General features: G+C 68.7%; 20 protein-coding genes. 10 read left to right on the plus strand and 10 right to left on the minus strand.

The genetic code is table 11. From position 1 onward, the window contains the following. Nucleotides 1-58 precede the first annotated feature (58 nt). The 4 genes from QRT03_RS08740 to QRT03_RS08755 all read left to right on the plus strand — a co-directional run bounded on the left by QRT03_RS08740 (nt 59) and on the right by QRT03_RS08755 (nt 4,246). Nucleotides 59-406, plus strand: coding sequence for a hypothetical protein (locus QRT03_RS08740; RefSeq protein WP_286052274.1), 348 nt, complete (start codon nt 59-61; stop codon nt 404-406). Between the two features lie 129 nt (nt 407-535). Next, entirely contained in the window at nt 536-1,096 is a 561-nt protein-coding gene (locus QRT03_RS08745; RefSeq protein ID WP_345783240.1) for a site-specific integrase, read from the plus strand. Between the two features lie 145 nt (nt 1,097-1,241). Continuing rightward, nucleotides 1,242-3,665 carry a hypothetical protein gene (locus QRT03_RS08750; protein ID WP_286052275.1) on the plus strand — a complete coding sequence of 808 codons (2,424 nt, stop codon included), beginning with the start codon at nt 1,242-1,244 and terminating at the stop codon, nt 3,663-3,665. 407 nt (nt 3,666-4,072) lie between these two features. After that, nucleotides 4,073-4,246, plus strand: a complete 174-nt coding sequence (locus QRT03_RS08755; protein ID WP_286052276.1) for a hypothetical protein — start codon at nt 4,073-4,075, stop codon at nt 4,244-4,246. 450 nt (nt 4,247-4,696) lie between these two features. On the opposite strand, the gene QRT03_RS08760 is transcribed toward QRT03_RS08755, so the two are convergent. The 5 genes from QRT03_RS08760 to QRT03_RS08775 all read right to left on the minus strand — a co-directional run bounded on the left by QRT03_RS08760 (nt 4,697) and on the right by QRT03_RS08775 (nt 8,896). Further along, nucleotides 4,697-5,782 (minus strand): 3,4-dihydroxy-2-butanone-4-phosphate synthase, encoded by a 1,086-nt coding sequence (locus QRT03_RS08760; RefSeq protein ID WP_286052277.1) that lies wholly within the window; start codon nt 5,780-5,782, stop codon nt 4,697-4,699. A 24-nt stretch (nt 5,783-5,806) separates the two neighbouring features. Then, nucleotides 5,807-6,289: a flavin reductase family protein gene (locus tag QRT03_RS08765; protein ID WP_345783241.1), complete on the minus strand. Its 483-nt coding sequence runs from the start codon at nt 6,287-6,289 to the stop codon at nt 5,807-5,809. Between the two features lie 79 nt (nt 6,290-6,368). Then, complete coding sequence (locus QRT03_RS32160) at nt 6,369-6,605, minus strand: flavin reductase family protein (protein ID WP_425604808.1); 237 nt, start codon at nt 6,603-6,605, stop codon at nt 6,369-6,371. Nucleotides 6,606-6,821: 216 nt separating this feature from the next. Further along, nucleotides 6,822-7,985, minus strand: a complete 1,164-nt coding sequence (locus QRT03_RS08770; protein WP_286052279.1) for an LLM class flavin-dependent oxidoreductase — start codon at nt 7,983-7,985, stop codon at nt 6,822-6,824. Between the two features lie 134 nt (nt 7,986-8,119). Beyond that, a complete protein-coding gene (locus QRT03_RS08775) occupies nt 8,120-8,896 on the minus strand; it encodes a type 1 glutamine amidotransferase domain-containing protein (protein WP_286052281.1) in 777 nt (258 codons plus the stop codon). A 146-nt stretch (nt 8,897-9,042) separates the two neighbouring features. On the opposite strand from QRT03_RS08775, the gene QRT03_RS08780 reads away from it, so the two are divergent. The 5 genes from QRT03_RS08780 to QRT03_RS08800 are packed head-to-tail and all read left to right on the plus strand — an operon-like array spanning nt 9,043 to nt 12,545. Beyond that, on the plus strand, nt 9,043-10,344 hold the full coding sequence (locus QRT03_RS08780) for an alpha-hydroxy acid oxidase (RefSeq protein WP_286052282.1): 1,302 nt from the start codon (nt 9,043-9,045) through the stop codon (nt 10,342-10,344). 48 nt (nt 10,345-10,392) lie between these two features. Beyond that, nucleotides 10,393-11,121, plus strand: coding sequence for a GntR family transcriptional regulator (locus QRT03_RS08785; protein WP_286052283.1), 729 nt, complete (start codon nt 10,393-10,395; stop codon nt 11,119-11,121). A 4-nt stretch (nt 11,122-11,125) separates the two neighbouring features. Further along, nucleotides 11,126-11,452, plus strand: a complete 327-nt coding sequence (locus QRT03_RS08790) for a fumarylacetoacetate hydrolase family protein (RefSeq protein ID WP_286052284.1) — start codon at nt 11,126-11,128, stop codon at nt 11,450-11,452. Continuing rightward, complete coding sequence (locus QRT03_RS08795) at nt 11,445-12,398, plus strand: NmrA/HSCARG family protein (RefSeq protein ID WP_286052286.1); 954 nt, start codon at nt 11,445-11,447, stop codon at nt 12,396-12,398. Before QRT03_RS08790 ends, QRT03_RS08795 begins: the two co-directional genes overlap by 8 nt. 21 nt (nt 12,399-12,419) lie before the next feature. Next, nucleotides 12,420-12,545 (plus strand): hypothetical protein, encoded by a 126-nt coding sequence (locus tag QRT03_RS08800; protein ID WP_286052287.1) that lies wholly within the window; start codon nt 12,420-12,422, stop codon nt 12,543-12,545. A 215-nt stretch (nt 12,546-12,760) separates the two neighbouring features. Here the strand turns inward: QRT03_RS08800 and QRT03_RS08805 are convergent, their stop codons facing one another. The 3 genes from QRT03_RS08805 to QRT03_RS08815 form a co-directional block, all read right to left on the minus strand. After that, on the minus strand, nt 12,761-13,879 hold the full coding sequence (locus QRT03_RS08805) for an epoxide hydrolase family protein (protein ID WP_286052288.1): 1,119 nt from the start codon (nt 13,877-13,879) through the stop codon (nt 12,761-12,763). A gap of 109 nt (nt 13,880-13,988) precedes the next feature. Next, on the minus strand, nt 13,989-14,309 hold the full coding sequence (locus QRT03_RS08810; RefSeq protein ID WP_286052289.1) for a carboxymuconolactone decarboxylase family protein: 321 nt from the start codon (nt 14,307-14,309) through the stop codon (nt 13,989-13,991). Next, the gene (locus QRT03_RS08815; protein ID WP_286052291.1) at nt 14,306-14,728 is read right to left on the minus strand and encodes a PPOX class F420-dependent oxidoreductase; all 423 of its coding nucleotides are present in this window, start codon (nt 14,726-14,728) and stop codon (nt 14,306-14,308) included. The genes QRT03_RS08810 and QRT03_RS08815 overlap by 4 nt, the downstream gene beginning before the upstream one ends. A gap of 71 nt (nt 14,729-14,799) precedes the next feature. Between QRT03_RS08815 and QRT03_RS08820 the strand changes: the two genes are divergently transcribed. Next, nucleotides 14,800-15,783, plus strand: a complete 984-nt coding sequence (locus QRT03_RS08820; protein WP_286052292.1) for a GlxA family transcriptional regulator — start codon at nt 14,800-14,802, stop codon at nt 15,781-15,783. A 282-nt stretch (nt 15,784-16,065) separates the two neighbouring features. Here QRT03_RS08820 and QRT03_RS08825 read toward each other — a convergent pair whose 3' ends face one another. After that, nucleotides 16,066-17,577 carry an amino acid permease gene (locus QRT03_RS08825; RefSeq protein ID WP_286052293.1) on the minus strand — a complete coding sequence of 504 codons (1,512 nt, stop codon included), beginning with the start codon at nt 17,575-17,577 and terminating at the stop codon, nt 16,066-16,068. A gap of 83 nt (nt 17,578-17,660) precedes the next feature. Continuing rightward, complete coding sequence (locus QRT03_RS08830; RefSeq protein WP_286052294.1) at nt 17,661-19,136, minus strand: PucR family transcriptional regulator; 1,476 nt, start codon at nt 19,134-19,136, stop codon at nt 17,661-17,663. Between the last annotated feature and the right edge of the window lie 58 nt (nt 19,137-19,194).

Consider the following 19,194-nt stretch of genomic DNA (forward strand, 5'->3'; position numbering starts at 1 on the left):
GTGTGATGCGGCGCGCCTCGCCGGGAGCGGTTGTGTCGTCCTTCTCGACGACGGCTCGGTGCGGGTTGGAGAGCCGCGTGACGAGCTGATCGCGCGGGCGGAGTCTCACGCCCGCGGGGCCCGAGCGGCGAACACCTGGTCGGCCTACGAGCGGCAGTGGCGCCGCTTCGAATCGTGGTGTCAGGCGGCGGGGGAGCGGGCGCTGCCGGCGGAGCCGCTGACCGTCGCCCGGTTCCTGGCCGACCTCGCCTCTGTCTGGCGGCCAGCGACTCCTGCTGATCCGTCGAGCTCGGTGGTGGCCGGGCAGGTCTGCGAGCGTGAGGGCCTCCGACCCGGCACTCTGTCTGGCTACCTGGCGGCGATCTCGGTGGTGCACCAGACCGCGCAGCTCGACAACCCCGTCTAGGCCGAAGCGGTCCGGTGCACCATCACCGGCATCCGCCGCCGAGCTGCCGCCCGTCGGGAACCCCTCGTCGAGGTCCTCCGACTCCTGCGGCCCGACGAGATCCTCGCCGACGCCCGCGACCACGGGCTGTTGCTGGTCGAGTGGAAGGCGGCGCTGCGCACCGACGACCTCGCCCGCCCGCGGATGTCCGACCGCCACCCCTCCGAGCAGAGCCTTTCGGTCCACCTGTCCCACTCAAAGGCCGACCAGCACGGCATCGGCAGCACCATCGGCATCGCCGCCTTCTCTCCCGAGGCGGCGGTGGGGGAGGGGAGTGCTGAGTCGACGCTGCTCGACGCCGGTGCCGCCTGGACCCGCTGGCGCGACCTGCTCGGCTCCCACGGCATCCTCGAGGGCCCCGCCTGGCGCGGCATCGACCGCTACGGCCGCCGCCCCCGCACCAGCGGGCTGCACCGCAACTCGATCGCGGAGATCATCAAACGCCGCGCGGCCACCGCCGGGCTCGAGGACGCCGAGTTGTGGGGCGGGCACAGCCTGCGCCGCGGGTTCGCCACCGAAGCCATCGCCGCCGGCGTCCCCGAACGCGACGTCCAACGCCACGGCCGCTGGTGCTCCCGCGCCTCCATGGACCCCTACATCGACGCCGCCCACACCTTCGACCCCACCAACCCCACCCACTGGCTCACCTGAGCACGATCCAGTAGACAAGGATCGGATGCTCGCGCGCTGACCCGCCGACTGCATCAGAGTTGCTCGGCGGCCGACCGAGCCACCCGCGATCGAGCGCAGTCGTCGGTCGCGATACCGCGACTTCGACGACACGTACTCTGCCGAGGTGGCACCCGAGCGCCTGCTAAGCGATGAACCTCTCGATGGCGTCCGGACCGTGAGACGGATGCTTTTTCCTCCCCCTGTCGGCCTCCTGCTCGAGCCCGACGATCTCACCCGCGCCAGGACGACGCTTCTTCAATCGTGTGACCGCTGGGGCGGGGCGCTCAGTCCGCTTGCGCCGTCGCCAGCCGGTCGCGTGCCATCCGAGCCATGGGCCTCGATATTTAAGCAGACATTCTTAGAGCGCGTCGCGCCTAGAAGTTACGACGCTGAAGAATTCCTTGAGCAGCTAGGCGTGAGAGGTAGCGAGGGCACTCACCGCGACACGGTACTTAACACCCTCGTGCGTTCTTCCCAAGGTTCAAGCGGTAGCCAAGTCTGGGCGCCCGTCTCAACCGCAAGGTCGATCCCATTCGATGATCCTTGGGCATTTAGCTACTACTCGACATTAGGTGCTTTACCTGAGGAGCCGGGCCAGGAGAGCCTGCGGCATGGTCACCTGAAAGACGGGATCAAATATTCTGACGTCCTTGAATTTCAGGACGTCAATTCGGAGAACTTGACCGCCACGGACCTGCTCGAGCGACTAACTGATCCACAGCGCACAACCTGTCTGGACGTTAGTAGCTACCTATTGACCCGCACGCCCGCCGCGCGAGGCAGCGGCAAGTCCCGCCTTCCAGCGTTATTTGATCCAATAAAGCTACGCTATGGTCCGAACATCATAGTTGTCTACACGCCAGGACGTATTGAGGACCTCTGCTTAATATGGAACCTGCGCGCTGCACACGGCCTCCCGCAAGGTCTGCCGCTGGCGGTCCCCTACGAGTCAGACACCGATGAGGCAATCTCGCAACTGCTAGATCCCTACTTCCATGCCTTTTCGGTGTGGGGCTTCCAGGACCTCCGAATTGCGGTGACGAGCGCGACGCTCACCGTAGACGAGCTCGACGCCTTTACTGGCGATCAGGGCATACCCATCGACAGAGTTCCTTTCGAAAGGCTGCTGCAGCCGATCAACAAACCGGGCATCGTGTCTAGCGCCGTCGAGAATCTACTCGATGGTACCTGTTCTCTCCCGATTCGCAGCCCCGTAGAAGCTCGACTCCTCGAGGCTGACTTCTTCGACACGACCTTCGATTTGCGACTAGAAGCTGCTCCGAATGGAGCGAAGCTCCCTCGGAGTCCTACTATGCAGTCGACAGCGGGGCTCGGCGCTTCCTTCGACAGAGGATGCGTGGTCTCGGTCGGTCGTCGGACCGAGTTCGCCGACTTCATCTTCCCAACAGGCTTCGACGTCATGAATGCCCTTGCGAAAGATCGCGGGATACGCTGGAGACCCAGCAGGCCTGGACGAGTTGCCGCCTCGCTGGCGAACCGGGTAGGAAGTCAACGCGATCTTGCGATGCTGCAATCAGGCGCAGCCCTAGACCTCATAGCCCGACTCTGTGCTCGTCGAGGCCAGACGTACATCAAGCGAAGGCTCAATGACTATCTCCGCCCCTTCGGGTCCGAAGCCTCGTTATCGGGCGTCAAGGAAGAGTTGATCGCTGCGATCGATGCGAGTCTAGGGCTACCTGTTGAGGAGGAGCGGCATGAGATGACACTTGGCCAAGTGAACAACGAGTTCCGAGACAAGAGGATGGCTACGGCTTGGATAGAGTGGCTGGAGCAGAAGCAGCTGGTAATTCGAGGCTTTCGCCTGCACTGCGACCGCTGTGGTTACAGTGATTGGAGATCACTCGGCGAGTTGTCGCCGAACTTCTTGTGTCGGGGGTGCAACCAAAGGATTGCTAAGCCTTTCGACGCGACTTCGCTGAGCTTCCAGTATCGGGCCAGCGAACTATTGGGCCAGGCAAGTAGTCTCGACGTCCTCGGTCATCTACTGACATGGAAGTACGTGGACGACGTCTTTGCGCCGAGGTTCACGGAGAAGGATGGGCCCATCTTCGGTAGTTTTCCCGGGGTCGAGTTTCTGGACAACTTCGGTCAGGTGATCGGTGAAGCAGACGTGGTCTTCGTGTTAGAAGCTGGATCGTTTGGCATCGCGGAGTGCAAGAACAGTGCAAGCGGTATGACTGAGGGAGAGTTGGAGAAGCTTTGGCGTCTCGGAGAACTTCTTGACTGCTCGTTCACCGTGGCCTCGACGCTCTCGCCTTCGCGCGACTGCGACCTGGAGCAATGGCAACGAGAGAACCCAAGTGGTCGCACCCATTTCGCGCTTACGCGCGAGCATCTCCTCGATCCGCATCCGATCGATACAGATTCTCGTAGTGCTTTCGACTGGAGAGCGACCTTTGTGGGCGGTCTAAACGAGGAAGTGGATCAGTCCGAGCACGAGAGGAACTTCAAGACTTTGGTAAGAAGTATGACGTCCTGGGAGCGGAGTCCACGGAAGTTCAAGTGGGACGACTGGCCTGTTGACTAGGCTCGCGGCGTAACGTCGCGAGCGACGATCGCTCGCCGCAACGGCTTGAAGGTCCTGCACGCAGCGTCCTCCGCCCAGAAAGAGCCAGCTTGGCATGACATAACGTGCGTACTTGGACGGGGACGGAGAGCGGCGCTTTGCCGACGTCCAAATTTCGAAGGTTTGAATGACACCGGCATTGCCGCGCGCTTATTCAGGATCTGTGACGGCTAGCCGCGACCGGGAGAACGGGCGCCGGTGCCCACCGCCGTGCACCTGCGGGGTCGGCCTGAGGTGGTCGACACCGATCACTACGTGGCGGCGTTCCGACAGCCGGGCGGGTTGCGAGCGGGCTTCGACCTCTACCGCGCCTTCGAGCAGGACGCGCGGTCGATGTCCGGTCCGCGCTCGCGGGCGGAAAACTCGCCATGCCGATGCTCGGCACCTCCGGGGCGATCGGCCCGTTTGTCGAGCGTATCGAGCGGATGACCGACGAGATCGCGGAACACCCGCAGGCGGCGATCATCGCCGAGCCCGCCCATTGGATCGCCGAGGAGAACCCGCAGGGCCTCGTCGAAGCCGTCGTGCGCTTCGAGACCTGAGCGGTGCGCCGATCGCATGGAGCGATCGCGCCCTGGTGCCCTCCTCGGTGTTCACGAACCCCCAGATCGGCGCCGTCGGGCGCACCGAGCAGCAGTGTCGTGGCGAGTGTCGGGACAGCGCCAGCGGTCAGGTCGACGGCCGACGTCGACCGTGATCAGCGGTCGAGGGTCGGTGGTCTACCGGGTGTGCTCCTTGGTGAGGCGGCGTCTGAAGGCCCGGTCGATTGCTTGGGGGAGCGATGACGACGGAAGCGATGACGATGGCAGTGCGGGTGCCGAGGCTGGGTCAGGGCCTCCATCGAGGTCTTTGTCGAGGTTCGCGTGAAGGTCCTCGGGGGCGGGCTCGGCGCTGACTTCGAACCAAGCCGGCACGGTCGTCACCTGTGGTGGTTCTCCGATCGTCGCGTACTGCAGCGCTCGCACGGGGGACCTCCGAGGGCGTGGTTGCGGTCAGCCGGCCAGCGCGCCGGGCGCGGCGTCGACGACCTCGACGCCTGCCGCGTGCAGCGATGCCGCGAGGGTGGCCGCCCCGTGCAGGAGCCGGACGCGTGCCACGTCGAGGTCCTTCAGGACGGCGGCCGTGATCGCGGCCAGGTCGCTATCGTCGGGATCGTCGAGGAGTCCGCAGCCGCGCACCGTACCGGACGGCCGGAGGTAGACCACGAGCCCGCGTCCCTCTTCCTTGACCGTGGTCATCGCGTCAGTGAGGGCGGTGCCGCAGGCGCAGGCGGTGGAGCCCAGCATGTCGCCGGTGAGGCACTCGTGGTGGACGTGCACCGGGACCGGGAACAGGCCCGCGAGATCGCCGCTGCGCATGACGACGTGTGTCGCACTGTCGTCGACGGCCCTGTAGGCGACGACCTCGAAGGGGCCCAGTGCAGTAGGCAGGCCGACCGTGGCTTCGCGCACTACCAGGGGACGTCCGGCGAGTCGGTGGGCGTGGAGTTCGCCGATGCTGACCACGGCCAGGTCGTGCTCGGCGGCGAAGGTCCGTGCGGCGCCGTGGTCGGCCATCTCCCAGGGCTGCTCCGGTGAGACGAGCGCCGCGAGGCCTGCTCCGCTCGGAAGTCCTGCCATGTCCACGAGGTCTGCGGCGGCCTCGGCACGTCCGCGGCTTAGGAGCAGGCCGCCGGGCTCGGCCCGAAGGGGCACGACGTGGCCTGGTCGGGTGAAGTCGCCGTGGGTCCGTTCCGGGTCGGCGAGCGCGGCCATGGTCGCGGCCCGGTCGGCGGCGGAGATACCGGTGCCCGGACGGCGCAGGTCGACCGAGACGCGCTGGGCGCTGCCGCCGCCGGCCGCTGCGGTGAGCCGGAGGCGTCGGCAGTCGGCGTCGTCGAGTGCGACCTCGAGGAAGCCGCCGGAGTGCCGCACGGTGAAGGCGGTGACTGCGGTGCCGGCCGTCGCGGCGGCGAAGACCAGGTCGGCCGAGTCGTGCTGTTCGTCGACGAGTACGACGGCTCGTCCGGCTGCGATCGCGTCGATGGCACTCAAGACGCTGCTGGGCGTCCGGCGACGGGTGGTGATGTCGATGCTCATGGGGGATCCTCCTCGGTCCGGCGGTCAGGAGACGACGTGAAGTCGCCGGAAGGTGCTGGCGTGGAAGATCAGCGGGGCGGCGGCGGGATCCGCGCTCATGCGGTGGATCTCCAGAAGGGCGATGAGGTGATCACCCGCGGGTACCTCGGCGTGCAGGGAGCAGTCGAGCCACGCGGTGGAGCCGTGCACGTGCACAGCGCCCTGGGAGGTCGCTTCCCACGCCACACCGGCGAAGCGGTCGCCGTGCTTGCTCGCGAGCTGCCGGCCCAGGCTCTCGTGGTCCTGGGCGAGCACGCTGATGCCGATGCGGGGATGGCCCCTGAGGACTGGCCACGTCGTCGAGGTGTTCTGGATGCACACCGACACGAGCGGCGGATCTATCGATACCGTCGTGAACGAGCTCGCGGCCAGACCGGCCGGCCCGTCGTCGGTCAGGGTGCAGACGGCCGCGATCCCGCTGGGAAAGCAGCTGAAGACCCGCCGCAGTTCGGCGACGTCGCCAGTCACGGGTTTGAGTTCCGACATGTCCCCTCGTCTCTCCCTGCCTCGCCCTATGAGCGGTGCCGATGGTCAGTGGGTGGAAGCGTCACACCGCCGGAGGGGGTCGCCGGCAGTGATCTCGACCGAGCAGTCGAACCAGGCGCAGGCGCTGTCGTTCAGGACGGCCCCGGAGGCCGCCCGGGGTAATCGTGGTCCCGATGAACCGGTCCTGGCCGGGACCGGCGAGGCGGCGTGCGAGCTGTGCGTGGTCCTCGGCGAGCACGCTGACCGCGAGACCCGCCGCGGTGCGCAGTCGCGGCCAGGTCGTCGAGGTGTGTGCCACGCAGACCGAGACCAGGGCGGGGTTCCAGGCTCACCGGGTGAACGTGCTGACCGCGAGCCCTCGAGGGCACCGTCCACCACGGCGGCGAGGGCGACGACCCCTTCGGGGTGACCACCGAGCACCAGGAGCAGTCCCTACGCGTCCAGCGGTACCGAGCAGGCGCCCGCGGGCGGGGCGCCGTCCGTTCCCGGGGGTGAGCCGCCACGGTGGGTGGGCTCAGGAGACCGCGGACAGCGCCGTGACCGGCTCGCGCACGCCGGCGTTCTCGAGCAGCGGGATCACCTCGGCGACGAAACGCTCGAGGCCGGAGACGAAGTCGACGAAGGAGAGCGACACGCCGGTGACTCCCGCCTGGCTGAGCCCGATCAGGCTCTCGGCGATCTGCTCGGCGGTGCCCACCAGGGGGTACCCGCCGTAGCCGGCGCGCAGGTGCAGCTTGAACTCCTCCCACTGGTCGGGCGCCATGGCTGAGGAGTTCAGACCGAGATAGTGCGCGGCGGCCTGGCCGGCGCTCTCGTCGACCTCGTCGACGAAGACCCGCTGCCGGTAGGCCTCGGCCTCTTCGGGGGTGTCGCGCTGGATCACGTAGGCGGTCGTCCAGGTGTCCACGTCTCGCCCGTAGGCGGCGGCCTCGGCCCGGCGCTCCTCGACCAGTGCCCGGGTCGAGGCGAGGTCGTAGCCGGCGAGCAGGGCGTAGCCGGAGTCGGCGTAGCGGGCGACGAAGTCGCGGCCGGTCTTCGAGCCTCCGGCGTTCATGATCGCCGGCCGGGGGAGCTGGATCGGCTTGGGCTGGGAGTATCCGCCCTCGACGGTGAAGAACTCGCCGCGGAAGTCGAATTCGTCCTGCTCGAGCCAGAACCGCTCGAGTAGTTCGAACCACTCGCTGGTGTACCGGTAGCGCTGGTCGTGGGGCAGGAACGATGCGCCGAGCATCTTGAACTCCGGTTCGAACCAGCCGTTGACGATGTTCAGGCAGGTCCGGCCGCCGCTGATGTGGTCGATCGTGGCGACCTGCTTGGCGGCGACCGCCGGGTGGGACGCCTGGACGTGGGCGGTGGTGACCAGCGTGATCCGTTCGGTCACCGCGGCCAGACCTGCGGCCCAGGTGTAGGTGTCGAAGTTGCGGCCGTTGAAGCCGTTGTCCCCGATCTGCTTCCAGCGCGCGACCGGGACCAGGGCCTCGAACCCGGCCTCGTCGGCGAGCTGGGCGATCTTCTTGGTGTACTCCCAGGTCAGCAGCGGTACGTCGTCGGAGAGAGTCATCGCGCAGCCGCGGTCGCAGTTGGGCCCGAAGAGCCCGAGCTTGAGGGGGTTCGCGGAGAACAGGGCGTTGGTGTCGCGCCGGTCCCGGCGCTCGTCGGCAGGGGCGAGGTTGGACATGGGTGTTCCCTCTCGAAGGTCGTCTGGTGCCGGCCACGGGTCGGCGTGGTGGCGGTGCAGTGGTTCTCGCCGCGGTGGGCGAGGCGCAGGGGCCCGGGGATGGGCCTCGGCCGGAGAAGGGGGGGCGGGAGCCGTTACGGGGTCGCCGTGGCGCGGTCGTCGACCAGGCGGCGGACGAACGCCTCGGCGTAGCGCGGCGCGTCGAGGGGGTAGCGGGCGCTGAGGAAGTGGCCGTCCTCGACCACCATCGGCTCGTCGTGGGTCAGGGAGTACCCGAACCGGCCGAAGCGGGTCTCGCCGCGCTCGATCGTGCCGGAGGGTCCCACGGCCTGTCCGACCTCGGTCTCGGTGTACTTCCAGTAGGTCCGGTAGCGGCGGCCCACCCGGAACCAGGTGCTGCGGAACGCGAACTTCTCGATCGGGCGGGTCAGGGTGGTGAAACGGTGGCCCTCGATGATGCTGGCCCCGGCGCGGGGATCGATGGTCCTGGCCGGGATCAGCGAGCCGTGGCAGATCGCGCCGATCGTCTTGTTCTGGCGATGGAACCCGAGGACGCGCTCGCGGAGGACCGCGCTGTCGAGGTACTGGCGCATGCCCTGGGCGTGCCCGCCGCCGAGATGGACCGCGTCGAAGTCGGCGGGGTCGATGTCGCGGTAGGTGATGGGGGACCGGAAGGCCGGGGAGCTCGACATCGCCCGGTAGGCATCCAGGGCGTCCGGCCCGGCCGGGAACCAGTTGAAGAACCCCGGTCGCAGCAGCCGCTGGTCGCAGGCGGCGACCCGGCCCGTCTCGGTGGCGAAGGTGACCTCGATGCCGGCGTCGACGAAGGCGCGCCACGCGATCGAGGACTCGGTGGTGTCGAAGTCGCGGTCGGGCAGCGGTATGAGCACGGACGGTGGACGCGGTGACACAAGCTCCTCCTCGGTCTGGGTGGATGCAGGTGTAGTCCGAAGCCGTGATCCAGTCAACACTTGCTTGTGCAATAGCCGGGTTAATCGCGCCTGTGTGGATGCAGTGGCGCTTGACCGGAGGTGTTTGTGGATGCAGTCTCCTAGCCATGCGATGGACAGGGTTGGACGGGGCGCGTCGGCTGCCGCGAGCGGCGGAGCTCGCTGATCTGCTGCGCCCGCGCCCGGTGGTGCTCGACGGTGACCGGCGCCGGGCTGCGCGGGCGGCCAGCGTCGAGGATCTCCGCTCGATGGCCCGCCGCCGTGTCCCTCGGGCGGTCTTCGACTACGTCGAGGGCGGCGCGGAGGCCGAGCGGTCGTTGGCCCGAGCCCGCGAGGATCTCGACTCGGTTCAGTTCGTGGCGCGGGTGCTGCGCGGTGTGTCCGCCGTCGACACCCGCGCGACGATCCTCGGCGCCCCGAGCGCGCTGCCGATCGTGTTCGCCCCGACCGGCTTCACGCGCGTCCTGCACCACGAGGGCGAGCTCGCGACCGCCCGCGCGGCCGGAGCGGCGGGGGTGCCCTTCGCGCTCTCGACCATGGGCACCTGCTCGGTGGAAGACGTCGCGGAGATCATCCCGGGGTGTCGGCGGTGGTTCCAGCTCTACCTCTGGAGCGACCGGGGCCGCAGCCGCGAGCTCGTCGACCGCGCCGCCGCCGCCGGCTACGAGGCCCTCGTGCTCACCGTCGACACCCCGGTCGCGGGCCGGCGGCTGCGCGATGTCCGCAACGGCATGACCCTCCCCCCCTCTCTGGGGCCGCGGACCTTCATCGACGGTGCGCGCCACCCGCACTGGTGGATCGATCTGCTCACCACCCGCGCGCTGAACTTCGCGTCGCTGAACTCGTGGCAGGGCACCGTCGCCGAGCTGGCCGCGACGCTCTTCGACCCCGCCGTGGACTTCGAGGACCTGGCCTGGCTCCGCGAGCAGTGGCCGGGCAAGCTCGTGGTCAAGGGAGTCCAGTCCGCGGAGGACGCGGTCCGGATCGCGTCCGCGGGTGCCGACGCGATCGTGCTGAGCAACCACGGCGGCCGCCAGCTCGACCGCTCCGTCACCCCGATCCGCCAGCTGCCCGAGGTGCTCGATCGCCTCGAAGGTCGCTGCGAAGTCTTCGTCGACGGCGCCTTCACCTCCGGTGCCGACGTCGTGGCGGCCCTCGCGCTCGGCGCCGACGCCGTGCTCGTGGGGCGGGCCTACCTCTACGGCCTCATGGCGGCCGGCGAGCTGGGCGTGCGCCGAGTCGCGGCCCTGTTCGAGGAAGAGATCACCACCACCATGACCTTGCTCGGGGCACGCTCGCTCGCCGAGCTGACCCCCGACCTCGTTCGGCCGGGCCCCGCGCCCGAGGCCCGGGCTCCTCGACGGTGGGCCGAACTCGCCGAGGCCGGTCTGGCGATCCCGCCTGGTTAGGCTTCTCCGCCCAGCACCCAGAGAACGCAGCGAGCGAGAGGGCCACTCGTGACCTCGGCAGACCTCAACTCCGACCCCCGCACCGACTCCCTTGCCGACTCCGCCTACGGTCTGATCCGCAACCGGATCCTCGATGGCGACCTCGGGGTCGGTGCCGCAGTCAGCGTGCTCGGGCTCGCCACCGACCTCGAGATGAGCCGCAGCCCGGTGCGCAACGCGGTCGAGCGGCTGCTCTCCGAGCGACTGCTGCGGCGGGTGGCGGGCACGATCGCCGTGGCCGCCCCCGACCGCTACGAGCTTCTGGACTCCCTGGCCGTCCGCACCCAGCTCGAAGCACTCGCCGCGCGCCTCGCCGCCCCACGCATCGACGAACAGACCCTCGGGGAACTGGCCATCATCCACGACCGGTTCCGCAGAGCCGTGGATAGCGGCGACCAGGACGGGGCACGTCGCGCCGATTCCGACTTCCACCACGCGATCCAGGATCTCGCGGGCAACGAGTGCCTCGCCGAGTCCCTGGAACGGGTGCGCACGCAGGTGATCCTCGGCGCGTACGCCACTGCGTGGGTCACCAGCCGCGGACCGGCGGTCCTGGAGCACGAACGGGTCCTACGCGCGCTGCAGGACCAGGACGGGCAGGCCGCGGAAGCCGCGATGATCCGCCACCTCGACAACCTCACCACGCGCATCACCAGCGAATGGCGAGCCCAGGACACCGCCGAGGACGCGACGACCAAGCGTCGGAGCACGCCTCGAGCTTCAGGAGCAGGAAGGTAGCCGGTTGGACATCTTGCGACTCGGCCAGCAAGGCCGGGAACGTCCCGTCGCGCGTCCCGCCGGCTGCGACACCCTCGACCGGGAGACCGAGCTGGCCGTCGTCATCGCCCGACGAACTCGACGACTCGCCCACCGCACCGAGGCCGTCGACGCGATCGCGGGCTACACGATCGCCAACGACCTCAGCGACCGACACCGGCAGATGGAGATCTCCGGAGGGCAGTGGTCCAAAGGCAAGATCGCCCGCGACTCATCCACGTCCGTCGGTGTCGCGGCCGCCCGCCTGCGGGCCGCCGCGGGCATACACAAGAGGAGTGCGCATCATGCCTGAGACCAGTAAGCCGTTGATCGCCGTCGCGGGTGCCACCAGCAAGCAGGGCAGGAGCGTCGTTACCTCGCTGCTCGAGAGCGGCAGGTTCCGGGTGCGAGCCCTGACCCGGAACGCCGATTCTGCCCAGGCCCGAGGCCTGGCTGGGATGGGCGCGGAACTCGCCGAGGTTCCCCTCGCGCTCGGTCACCAGCACGAACTCGTCAACGCGTTCGCGGCGGCCGACGGGGCTTTCCTGATGACGCCGCCCCTCCTGCCGCCCGACTCCGAGGAATACCCCCTCGGGCGCGAGCTCGCTGATGCCGCAGTCGAAGCCGGAGTGGGTCACGTCGTCTTCAGTACCCTGGAGAACGTCGAGGAGAGGACGTCGGGCGCGAAGTGGGCGCCCCACTTCACCGACAAGGCGCTCGTCGCCGAGCACATTCGAACTCTGTCGATCGCGCACACCTTCGTCTCGCTCTCGTTCTACTACACCAACATGTTGGAGTACTACGCCCCGCACGTCGAGGGTGACACGGTGATCATGCCCTTCTACCTCCCTGAGGACTTCCGCGCTCCGTTCGTCGACCCGCTCACCGCGACCGGCCCCGCCGTTCTCGAGGTGTTCTCCAACCCCGACACCTACCTCGGCGCATGGCTACCGGTCGTCGGTGATGTTGTCTCCCCGGCCGAGATGATCGAGGCGTTCTCCCAGGTCACCGGACTCAAGGCCGAGTACCGCAACGCCTACACGCGCGAAGGCCTTCTCAACTACTTCCCTGTGTTTGCCGAGAACCCCTTCTTTGCCGACGAGACCATCGGCATGGTCGAGTACGCGGTGGAGTTCGGATACTTCCGCGACGACCGCGACACCCAGTGGAGCCGACGCATCGATCCCAACACGCTGACCTGGGAACAATTCGTCCGCAACACCGACTGGCGCGGGGAACCGGTCGCCTTCGGAAACTAGGAGCAATCACCGACGAGATCGGTGGCCGCCGCCTTCGTAGCTCTCAGCGCGGCGGGCTTCGGTTGCACCAAGAAGGCGCTGGTGGACAAGGATTGCCACGCCGACCTTCATCAAGGCTACTTCGGCACGGTCTACCTCAACTGGTAGGCGAAGAAGATCTCCTGCTCCACCGAAGGCGGCGCCCACACCTTCGCGTGGACTGGCAACGAATTCTCGCAGACGCGCCAGGACGGAGCCTTCTCGAACAACCTCGAAAGTCGCCTCGAGAACGCCTGGCGAATAGGCTCGCGGCGACGGTGCCGGTGCCGGTGCCAGACCCTCGTGCGTGCTGACATGACGTAAGAAATCTGGCTTCTCACCCGTTATCGGACGAGGCGGAAGAAGCCGCGGATCTGCTCGACCAGCGATGCGGGCTGCTCGAGGGCGGCGAAGTGCCCGCCGCGGGGCATCTCGGCGTACCAGCGCAGGTCGGTGAAGCGTTGTTCGGCGTCGCGCCGCGACGGACGGACGATGTCGCACGGGTAGACCGACAGCCCGGACGGCGCAGTGATCGGCACGCGGGGGTCGGCGAAGCTCTCCCAGTACAAGCGCGCCGAGGAGGTGGCCGAGGCGGTGAACCAGTACACCGAGATCTCGTCGAGGATCGTCTGCCGGGACACGGCGGTCTCGTGGTCGCCGTGGTGGTCGGTCCAGGCCCGGTACTTCTCGGCGATCCACGCGGCTTGGCCGGCGGGGGAGTCGGTGAGGCCGTAGCCGAGGGTCTGCGGTCGGGTCATCTGGATGTCGGCGTAGCCGCGCCCGGTGCGGGTCAACTCGCGGGCGGCGTCGTGGGCGGCTCGTTCGGCGGGGGTGGGGTCGGTGAAGGTGCCGAGGGGGACCCTCCCCATGTTCAGGTGCACCCCGGCGACCCGCTCGGGCGCGACCTCGCCCAAGTTGGCGGTCACCTCCGAGCCCCAGTCGCCGCCCTGCGCGCCGTACCGGTCGTAGCCCAGCGACACCATCAGCGTGTCCCAGGCCCGCGCGATCCGAGGCACGCCCCAGCCCGTCGTCGTGGGCTTGTCGGACCAGCCGTAGCCGGGCAGGGAGGGCGCGACGACGTGGAAGGCGTCGGCGGGGTCGCCGCCGTGGGCGCGGGGGTCGGTGAGTGGGCCGAGGACGTGGAGGAACTCGAGCACCGAGCCGGGCCAGCCGTGGGTGAGGACCAGCGGGAACGCGTCGGGCTCCGGGGACCGGACGTGCAGGTAGTGGATCCCGAGCCCGTCGACGGTGTCGCGGTACTGGGGGAAGGCGTTGACGCGGTCGGCGAACCCGAAGTCGTAGTCCTCGGCCCAGGCGCGGCACAGCTCGCGGGCGTAGGCCAAAGGCACCCCTTGCGACCAGTCGTCGACGGTCTCCGGCTCGGGCCACCGGGTCCGCCGGAGCCTCTCGCGCAGGTCGGTGATCTCGGCGTCGGTGATCCTGACGACGAACGGCTCGGCCATCGATGGACGTCCTTCCGAAAGTGCACGGCGGTCGATCGGGCCGACTGCGAGGACTGCTTTCAGGACCACAGGGTTCTTGTCGGCGAACAGGGCTCGATCGCCCCAGGCGTCAGCTGTCGCGGCCGTCGAGGATGGCCCGCAGCTGCTTGGCCGCGGTGACCGCGCACGGCCATCCGGTGTAGAAGGCGAGGTGGGTGATGGTCTCGATGAGTTCCTCCGCGGTGACGCCGTTGTCGAGAGCCAAGCCCAGATGCAGGTCGAGCTCATCGGCGCGGTAGAGCGCGACCAGCGCGGCCACGGTCGCCAGGCTCCGGTCGCGCTTGCTCAGTTGCGGACGTTCCCAGACGTCGGCGTAGAGCACGTCGTCGGTGAGCTCCGCGAGTTTCGGGGTGATGTCGCCGATACTGTTCCTGCCCGGGGTTGCGGTCATGACTCGTCCATCCAGGGTCCGACGCCGCCGATGCGACGAATCGTCGTGCGAATGACGTAGCCGGGAGGTGGTCCCGGTGGCAGTTCATAGTCGAAATCCGGGGAGACGTAGACCTTGCCGAGCCGGCTCACCAGTTCGGGCGCGCCGCCCTCGGTGACCTCGGCGGTGCCGTGAACGACGAGATTGGGATGCATCCCGTTCGGGAGTGGGGTCTCGCCGGCGAAGGACAGGGCGATGCGTGGGTCCCGGAGCAGATTGGTGATCTTGCGATAGCGACCGAAGTGGCCGGTGATGATGGTGTCGCCATCGAGTCCGGCCCAGACGGTGCTCACCTGGGGTGACCCATCGGGATTCAGGGTGATCATGTGCGCGAGAGCTGTCCCGCTGAGGATCAGCTCTCGGGCCGAGGTGGGGAGCACGACGTTCAGCCTCGACCGTCCGGGAGATCGGCACGAGCCGCCTCGGGGACAGATCGTGGAAGGATCAGGCCATGGAGCGGCATCGGATCGCGATCCTCGTACGCGACGGGGTCCTGGCGATGGAGCTCGGGATCGTGCATCGCGTGTTCGGCGAGGCGCGCGACGAGCAGGGGCGAGCGTTGTACGACGTGCTGACCTGCGCGCCCAGGGCGGGCACGGTCCGCACCGACGGCGACTTCACCGTCGAGGTCGACCACGGACCCGAGTTGCTCGCCGAGGCATCGACGGTGATCGTCGCGGCGACGGACCACGATGTTGCCGACACTGCAGCCTTCGAGGACAGCGGGCTGGCAGACGCGCTGCGCCGCATCCGCCCGGGGACACGACTGGCGTCCATCTGTACTGCCGCCTTCGTCCTGGCCTCGGCGGGTCTGCTCGACGGTCGACGCGTCACCACCCACTGGGCACAGGTGGAGGCGTTCCGCGAGCGCTACCCCGCCGTGTCGGTCCGGTCGGACGTGCTCTACACCGATGACGGTGAGGTCCTGACCTCGGCCGGAGTCGCCTCCGTCACGGACATGTGCCTGCACATGGTCCAGGCCGACCACGGCATCGCAGTCGGAACCGCCGTCGCTCGCCGCGTGGTGACACCCCCTCACCGCGGCGCCGATGAAGCGCAGTTCATCCAGCGACCGGTAGCCGAGCCCGGCATCGCCGGAACGGCCCGTGCGCGGCGCTGGGCACTCGAGCACCTCGACACGGTGATCACGCTGCGCGACCTGGCGGAGCGCGAAGAGGTCAGCACCCGCACCTTGACGCGCCGTTTCCGCGAGGAGACCGGAACGTCCCCGACGCAGTGGCTGCTGGCGCGTCGACTCGATCGAGCCCGCGAGCTGCTGGAGACGACCGATCTCGGCGTCGACGCCATCGCCGCCCGATGCGGATTCGGGAGTGCCGCCGCCATGCGCCTGCACATGCGCACCATCCTGCGCGTCTCCCCGTCGACCTACCGGCAGGCTTTCCAGCTCCTCCAGTCCGACGGGCCGCACAACTGATGTGACGATGACCGCCATCCCGTCGCTGACGATTACCGGACCAGTCGGGTCTGGTGTGGAAGCAGTGAGGCGGGGTGAGGTGGAAGATCGCTCGGCTGTTGTTCCCGGTGGGCGTGAGGCCGTCGGCGCACGCCGGCTCCGGACCCTGTCCTCGGGATGGCGACTCGCCGTCATGATCTGCTCCGCGCGGCATCGGGGTGTGCGGAGGGCCGCCGCGCGCCGACCGCGGCGGTGTGTCCCGGGTCGCCGCGCCCTCGGTGCGCGCGGAGACCCGGGACGTGGTCAGGCCGAGGTGGCGCTGGAGTTCGTCGCGCCCGTGGCCGTGGTGGCCGGCACGGTGGGCCCTCCCGCCGTGGCGTCGATCTCGCCCTGCTCGTGGGCGACGAGTGATGCATCGGTCGTGCCCGGGTCCGTGCTGCGGGTGGAGTTGCGACACAGGGCCTCGCGGACGAGGAAGATCGCGAGGAAGACGACCCAGGCGATGATGCTCTGGTAAAGGCTGGTGCGGGTGTCGGAGTCGTCGCTGAAGGCCATGGAGGCCAGGACGGCGATGATCGCGAGGGTCACCAGCGCGGGCAGCCAGGGGTAGCCCCACATCTTGATCTGGAAGATGCCGGGTTCGTCGCGCTCCCAGCGGCGGCGCAGCACGATCTGGGACAGGCAGATCATGAGGTAGACGAACAGGAAGACCGCGCCGGAGGAGTTGATGAGGAACAGGAACACGGTGTCGGGGGAGACCGCGGAGATGACGACGCAGGCGTAGCCGATGACGGTGCAGGCGAGCACGCCGGCGGCGGGAACGCCGTTGCGGTTGACGCGGTGCATCCACTTGGGGGCGTCTCCGCGCTGGCCGAGGACGAACAGCAGCCGCGAGGAGGTGTAGAGCCCGGAGTTGAGCACCGAGAGCACGGCCACGAGGATCACGGCCTGCAGGGCGACCGAGGCGCCGGGGATGCCGATGGTCTCCAGGGCGGACACGAACGGCGACTTGCCCTTGGTCAGGGTGTTCCAGGGCCGGATGATGACGATCAGCAGTGTGGAGCTGACGAAGAAGAACAGGATGCGGAACACGACGCTGTTGACCGCGCGCCGGATGTTCTTGCCGGGCTCTTCGGACTCGGCGGCGGCGATGGTGACGACCTCGACGCCGGTCATCGCGAAGATGACGACGACGACGCCGGTGAACAGGGTGCCGGCGCCGTTGGGCAGGAACCCGCCGGCGGCGGTGAGGTTGCTGAAGGTCGCGGTGGAGCCGGGCCAGAGGTGCAGGACGTAGAGGGTGCCGACGATCAGGAAGACCAGGATGGCGGCGACCTTGATGCCGGCGAACCAGTACTCGGCCTCGCCGAAGCTCTTGACCGAGAGCAGGTTGACCGCGGTCATGACGACCAGCAGTCCCAGCGCGATGACCCATACCGGCAAGGCGGGGATCCAGCCGTTGATGATCTGTCCGCCGACGACGGCTTCGAAGCCGACGACGATGACCCAGAAGTACCAGTAGAGCCAGCCCGTGGTGAACCCGGCCCAGCGCCCGAGGGCCAGGCCCGCGTAGTCGGTGAACGAGCCGGTGCTGGGTTTGGCGGAGGCCATCTCGCCGAGCATCCGCATCACGAAGAACACCAGGACGCCGGTGATGCCGTAGGTGATGAACGCCCCGGGGCCGGCCTCGGTGATGATCGCGCTGGAGCCGACGAACAGGCCGGCGCCGATGACACCGCCGAGCGCGAGCATGCGCAGGTGGCGGGTCTTGAGTGTCTTCTTCAGGCGTGGATCGTGTTCGGTCTGTACCGGCATGGTGGTGCTCCTCGCTGCGGGTCGTGAGTGCGGCCAGCATGAGGAGCCCGTGAGCACGATCACTATCGTGCGTTCGTCAGATCTTATGGCTCGGCGTTGTCAGAACGTCTAGGTCCGTGTCGTGCGGGAACGATCCCGAGGACCAGAGCGGCGCGCAGCGCGGTCCAGAGCTCGGCGGTTCCGGCGGTCGACATGACTTTCCGGCCGGTGAGCTTGTCGATCTGGTTGACGCGGTAGACCAGGGTCTGGCGGTGCACGCCGAGTTCCTCGGCGGTGCGGGTCCAGGAGCGGTCGTGGTGCAGGAAGCTGCTCAGCGTGCCGGTCAGGTCGGTGCCGTTGGAGCGGTCCTGCTCGAGCAGCGGCCCGAGGAGGCGCTCGACGAGCCGGCGCATCTCGGTCAGCGACCGGGGGCCGGTGGCCCCGAGCTGGTGGAGCTCGCCGTAGTCGCTCTGGGCCCGCCGGGTCTCGATGGCGTGGCTCGCGGCGGCTCGCGCCTGCAGCCGGGCGTCGCGGATGTCGCTGCCCGGGGCCAGCGGCAGGCTCACCCCGAGGTGCGCGCCGGGACCGACCTCGGCGCGGAAGGCCTCGACGCACGACCAGCCCCAGGGGATGACCATCAGCAGGTCCGCTCCGTCGTGGTTCGTGGGGGGAACCGCGTCGGTCCAGGTCGGGGGCAGGGTGAGGTCGAAGCGGGCGAGGTCGTCCTCGGGCGGGAAACGCAGGACGGCCACGGCGACCAGGTCGTCGTGGATGCCCCGACGGGCGAGCTCCTCGCGCAGCAGCCCGGCGCTCGCGGCGCCCTCGAGGACGTCGCGCAGCACCAGCTCGCCGTGGTGGCGGCGCTCGTCGCGGTCACGTGCTTGGTGCTCGAGCTCGATGCCGACCAGGCCGGCCAGGTAGTGCACGAGCGAACCGTCGAGGGTGCGCTGCCGGGCCGGACGGGCCGTGACCTCCACGGTGGGATGCCCGGGCACCGGCACGGTGATCGGGGCCGCGGAGGTGGTCCCCCCGCCACCCCCGGCGGCCAGCACGGCGCCGTTCTCGCGGGCGGTGACCGCGACGGCCCAGCCGATGCTGCGGGCGACGATCTCCAAGCGGCTCGAGAGGTCCGCCCGGGCCCGCAGCGCCTCGTGGTAGACGTCGAAGAGCCGTCGGGCGGCGTGGATGTGGTCGCGCTCGGAGGCGACCGCGTTCTCGATGACCATCCGCGAGACGCTGGAGAACTGCAGCGCGAAGTCGGCGGTGAGCACGGCGATGCTGCGTTCCTCGGCGACCCCCAGCAGGTCCGCGCTCGCCGTCGGCGCACCGGGGCGCGGCGCGAGCACGAAGCCGGCGATGCCGACGTCGGCCAGCGTGGCGAACCACTGCCGTTGCGCGGCGGGCTCGGCGGGCAGCCCGTCGCCGGTGGTCAGGACCAGGTCGCCGGGACCGACCCAGCTCCACGGGTCGGGCAGGTCGCAGACGTGCGCCCAGCTGATCAGCCGGTCGCTGCCGGCCTGTCCGGCCGCGAGGTGCAGCTCACCCGGGAGTGCCGCCAACAGCCTCTTCACCGTGATCACGGCGACCGTCCTTTTTGTATGAGGGCGAGCTTCAGCACTAGACGAACAACGTATCGCT

Source organism: Actinomycetospora termitidis (genome assembly GCF_030286555.1).
Classification (GTDB): Bacteria; Actinomycetota; Actinomycetes; order Mycobacteriales; family Pseudonocardiaceae; genus Actinomycetospora; species Actinomycetospora termitidis.

Coding starts and splice junctions, on each gene's coding strand:
- QRT03_RS08755 (WP_286052276.1), top strand. CDS start 4,073: ATGCCGATGCTCGGCACCTCCGGGGCGATCGGCCCGTTTGTCGAGCGT.
- QRT03_RS08760 (WP_286052277.1), bottom strand. CDS start 5,782: ATGAGCATCGACATCACCACCCGTCGCCGGACGCCCAGCAGCGTCTTG.
- QRT03_RS08770 (WP_286052279.1), bottom strand. CDS start 7,985: ATGTCCAACCTCGCCCCTGCCGACGAGCGCCGGGACCGGCGCGACACC.
- QRT03_RS08780 (WP_286052282.1), top strand. CDS start 9,043: ATGCGATGGACAGGGTTGGACGGGGCGCGTCGGCTGCCGCGAGCGGCG.
- QRT03_RS08795 (WP_286052286.1), top strand. CDS start 11,445: ATGCCTGAGACCAGTAAGCCGTTGATCGCCGTCGCGGGTGCCACCAGC.
- QRT03_RS08805 (WP_286052288.1), bottom strand. CDS start 13,879: ATGGCCGAGCCGTTCGTCGTCAGGATCACCGACGCCGAGATCACCGAC.
- QRT03_RS08810 (WP_286052289.1), bottom strand. CDS start 14,309: ATGACCGCAACCCCGGGCAGGAACAGTATCGGCGACATCACCCCGAAA.
- QRT03_RS08820 (WP_286052292.1), top strand. CDS start 14,800: ATGGAGCGGCATCGGATCGCGATCCTCGTACGCGACGGGGTCCTGGCG.
- QRT03_RS08825 (WP_286052293.1), bottom strand. CDS start 17,577: ATGCCGGTACAGACCGAACACGATCCACGCCTGAAGAAGACACTCAAG.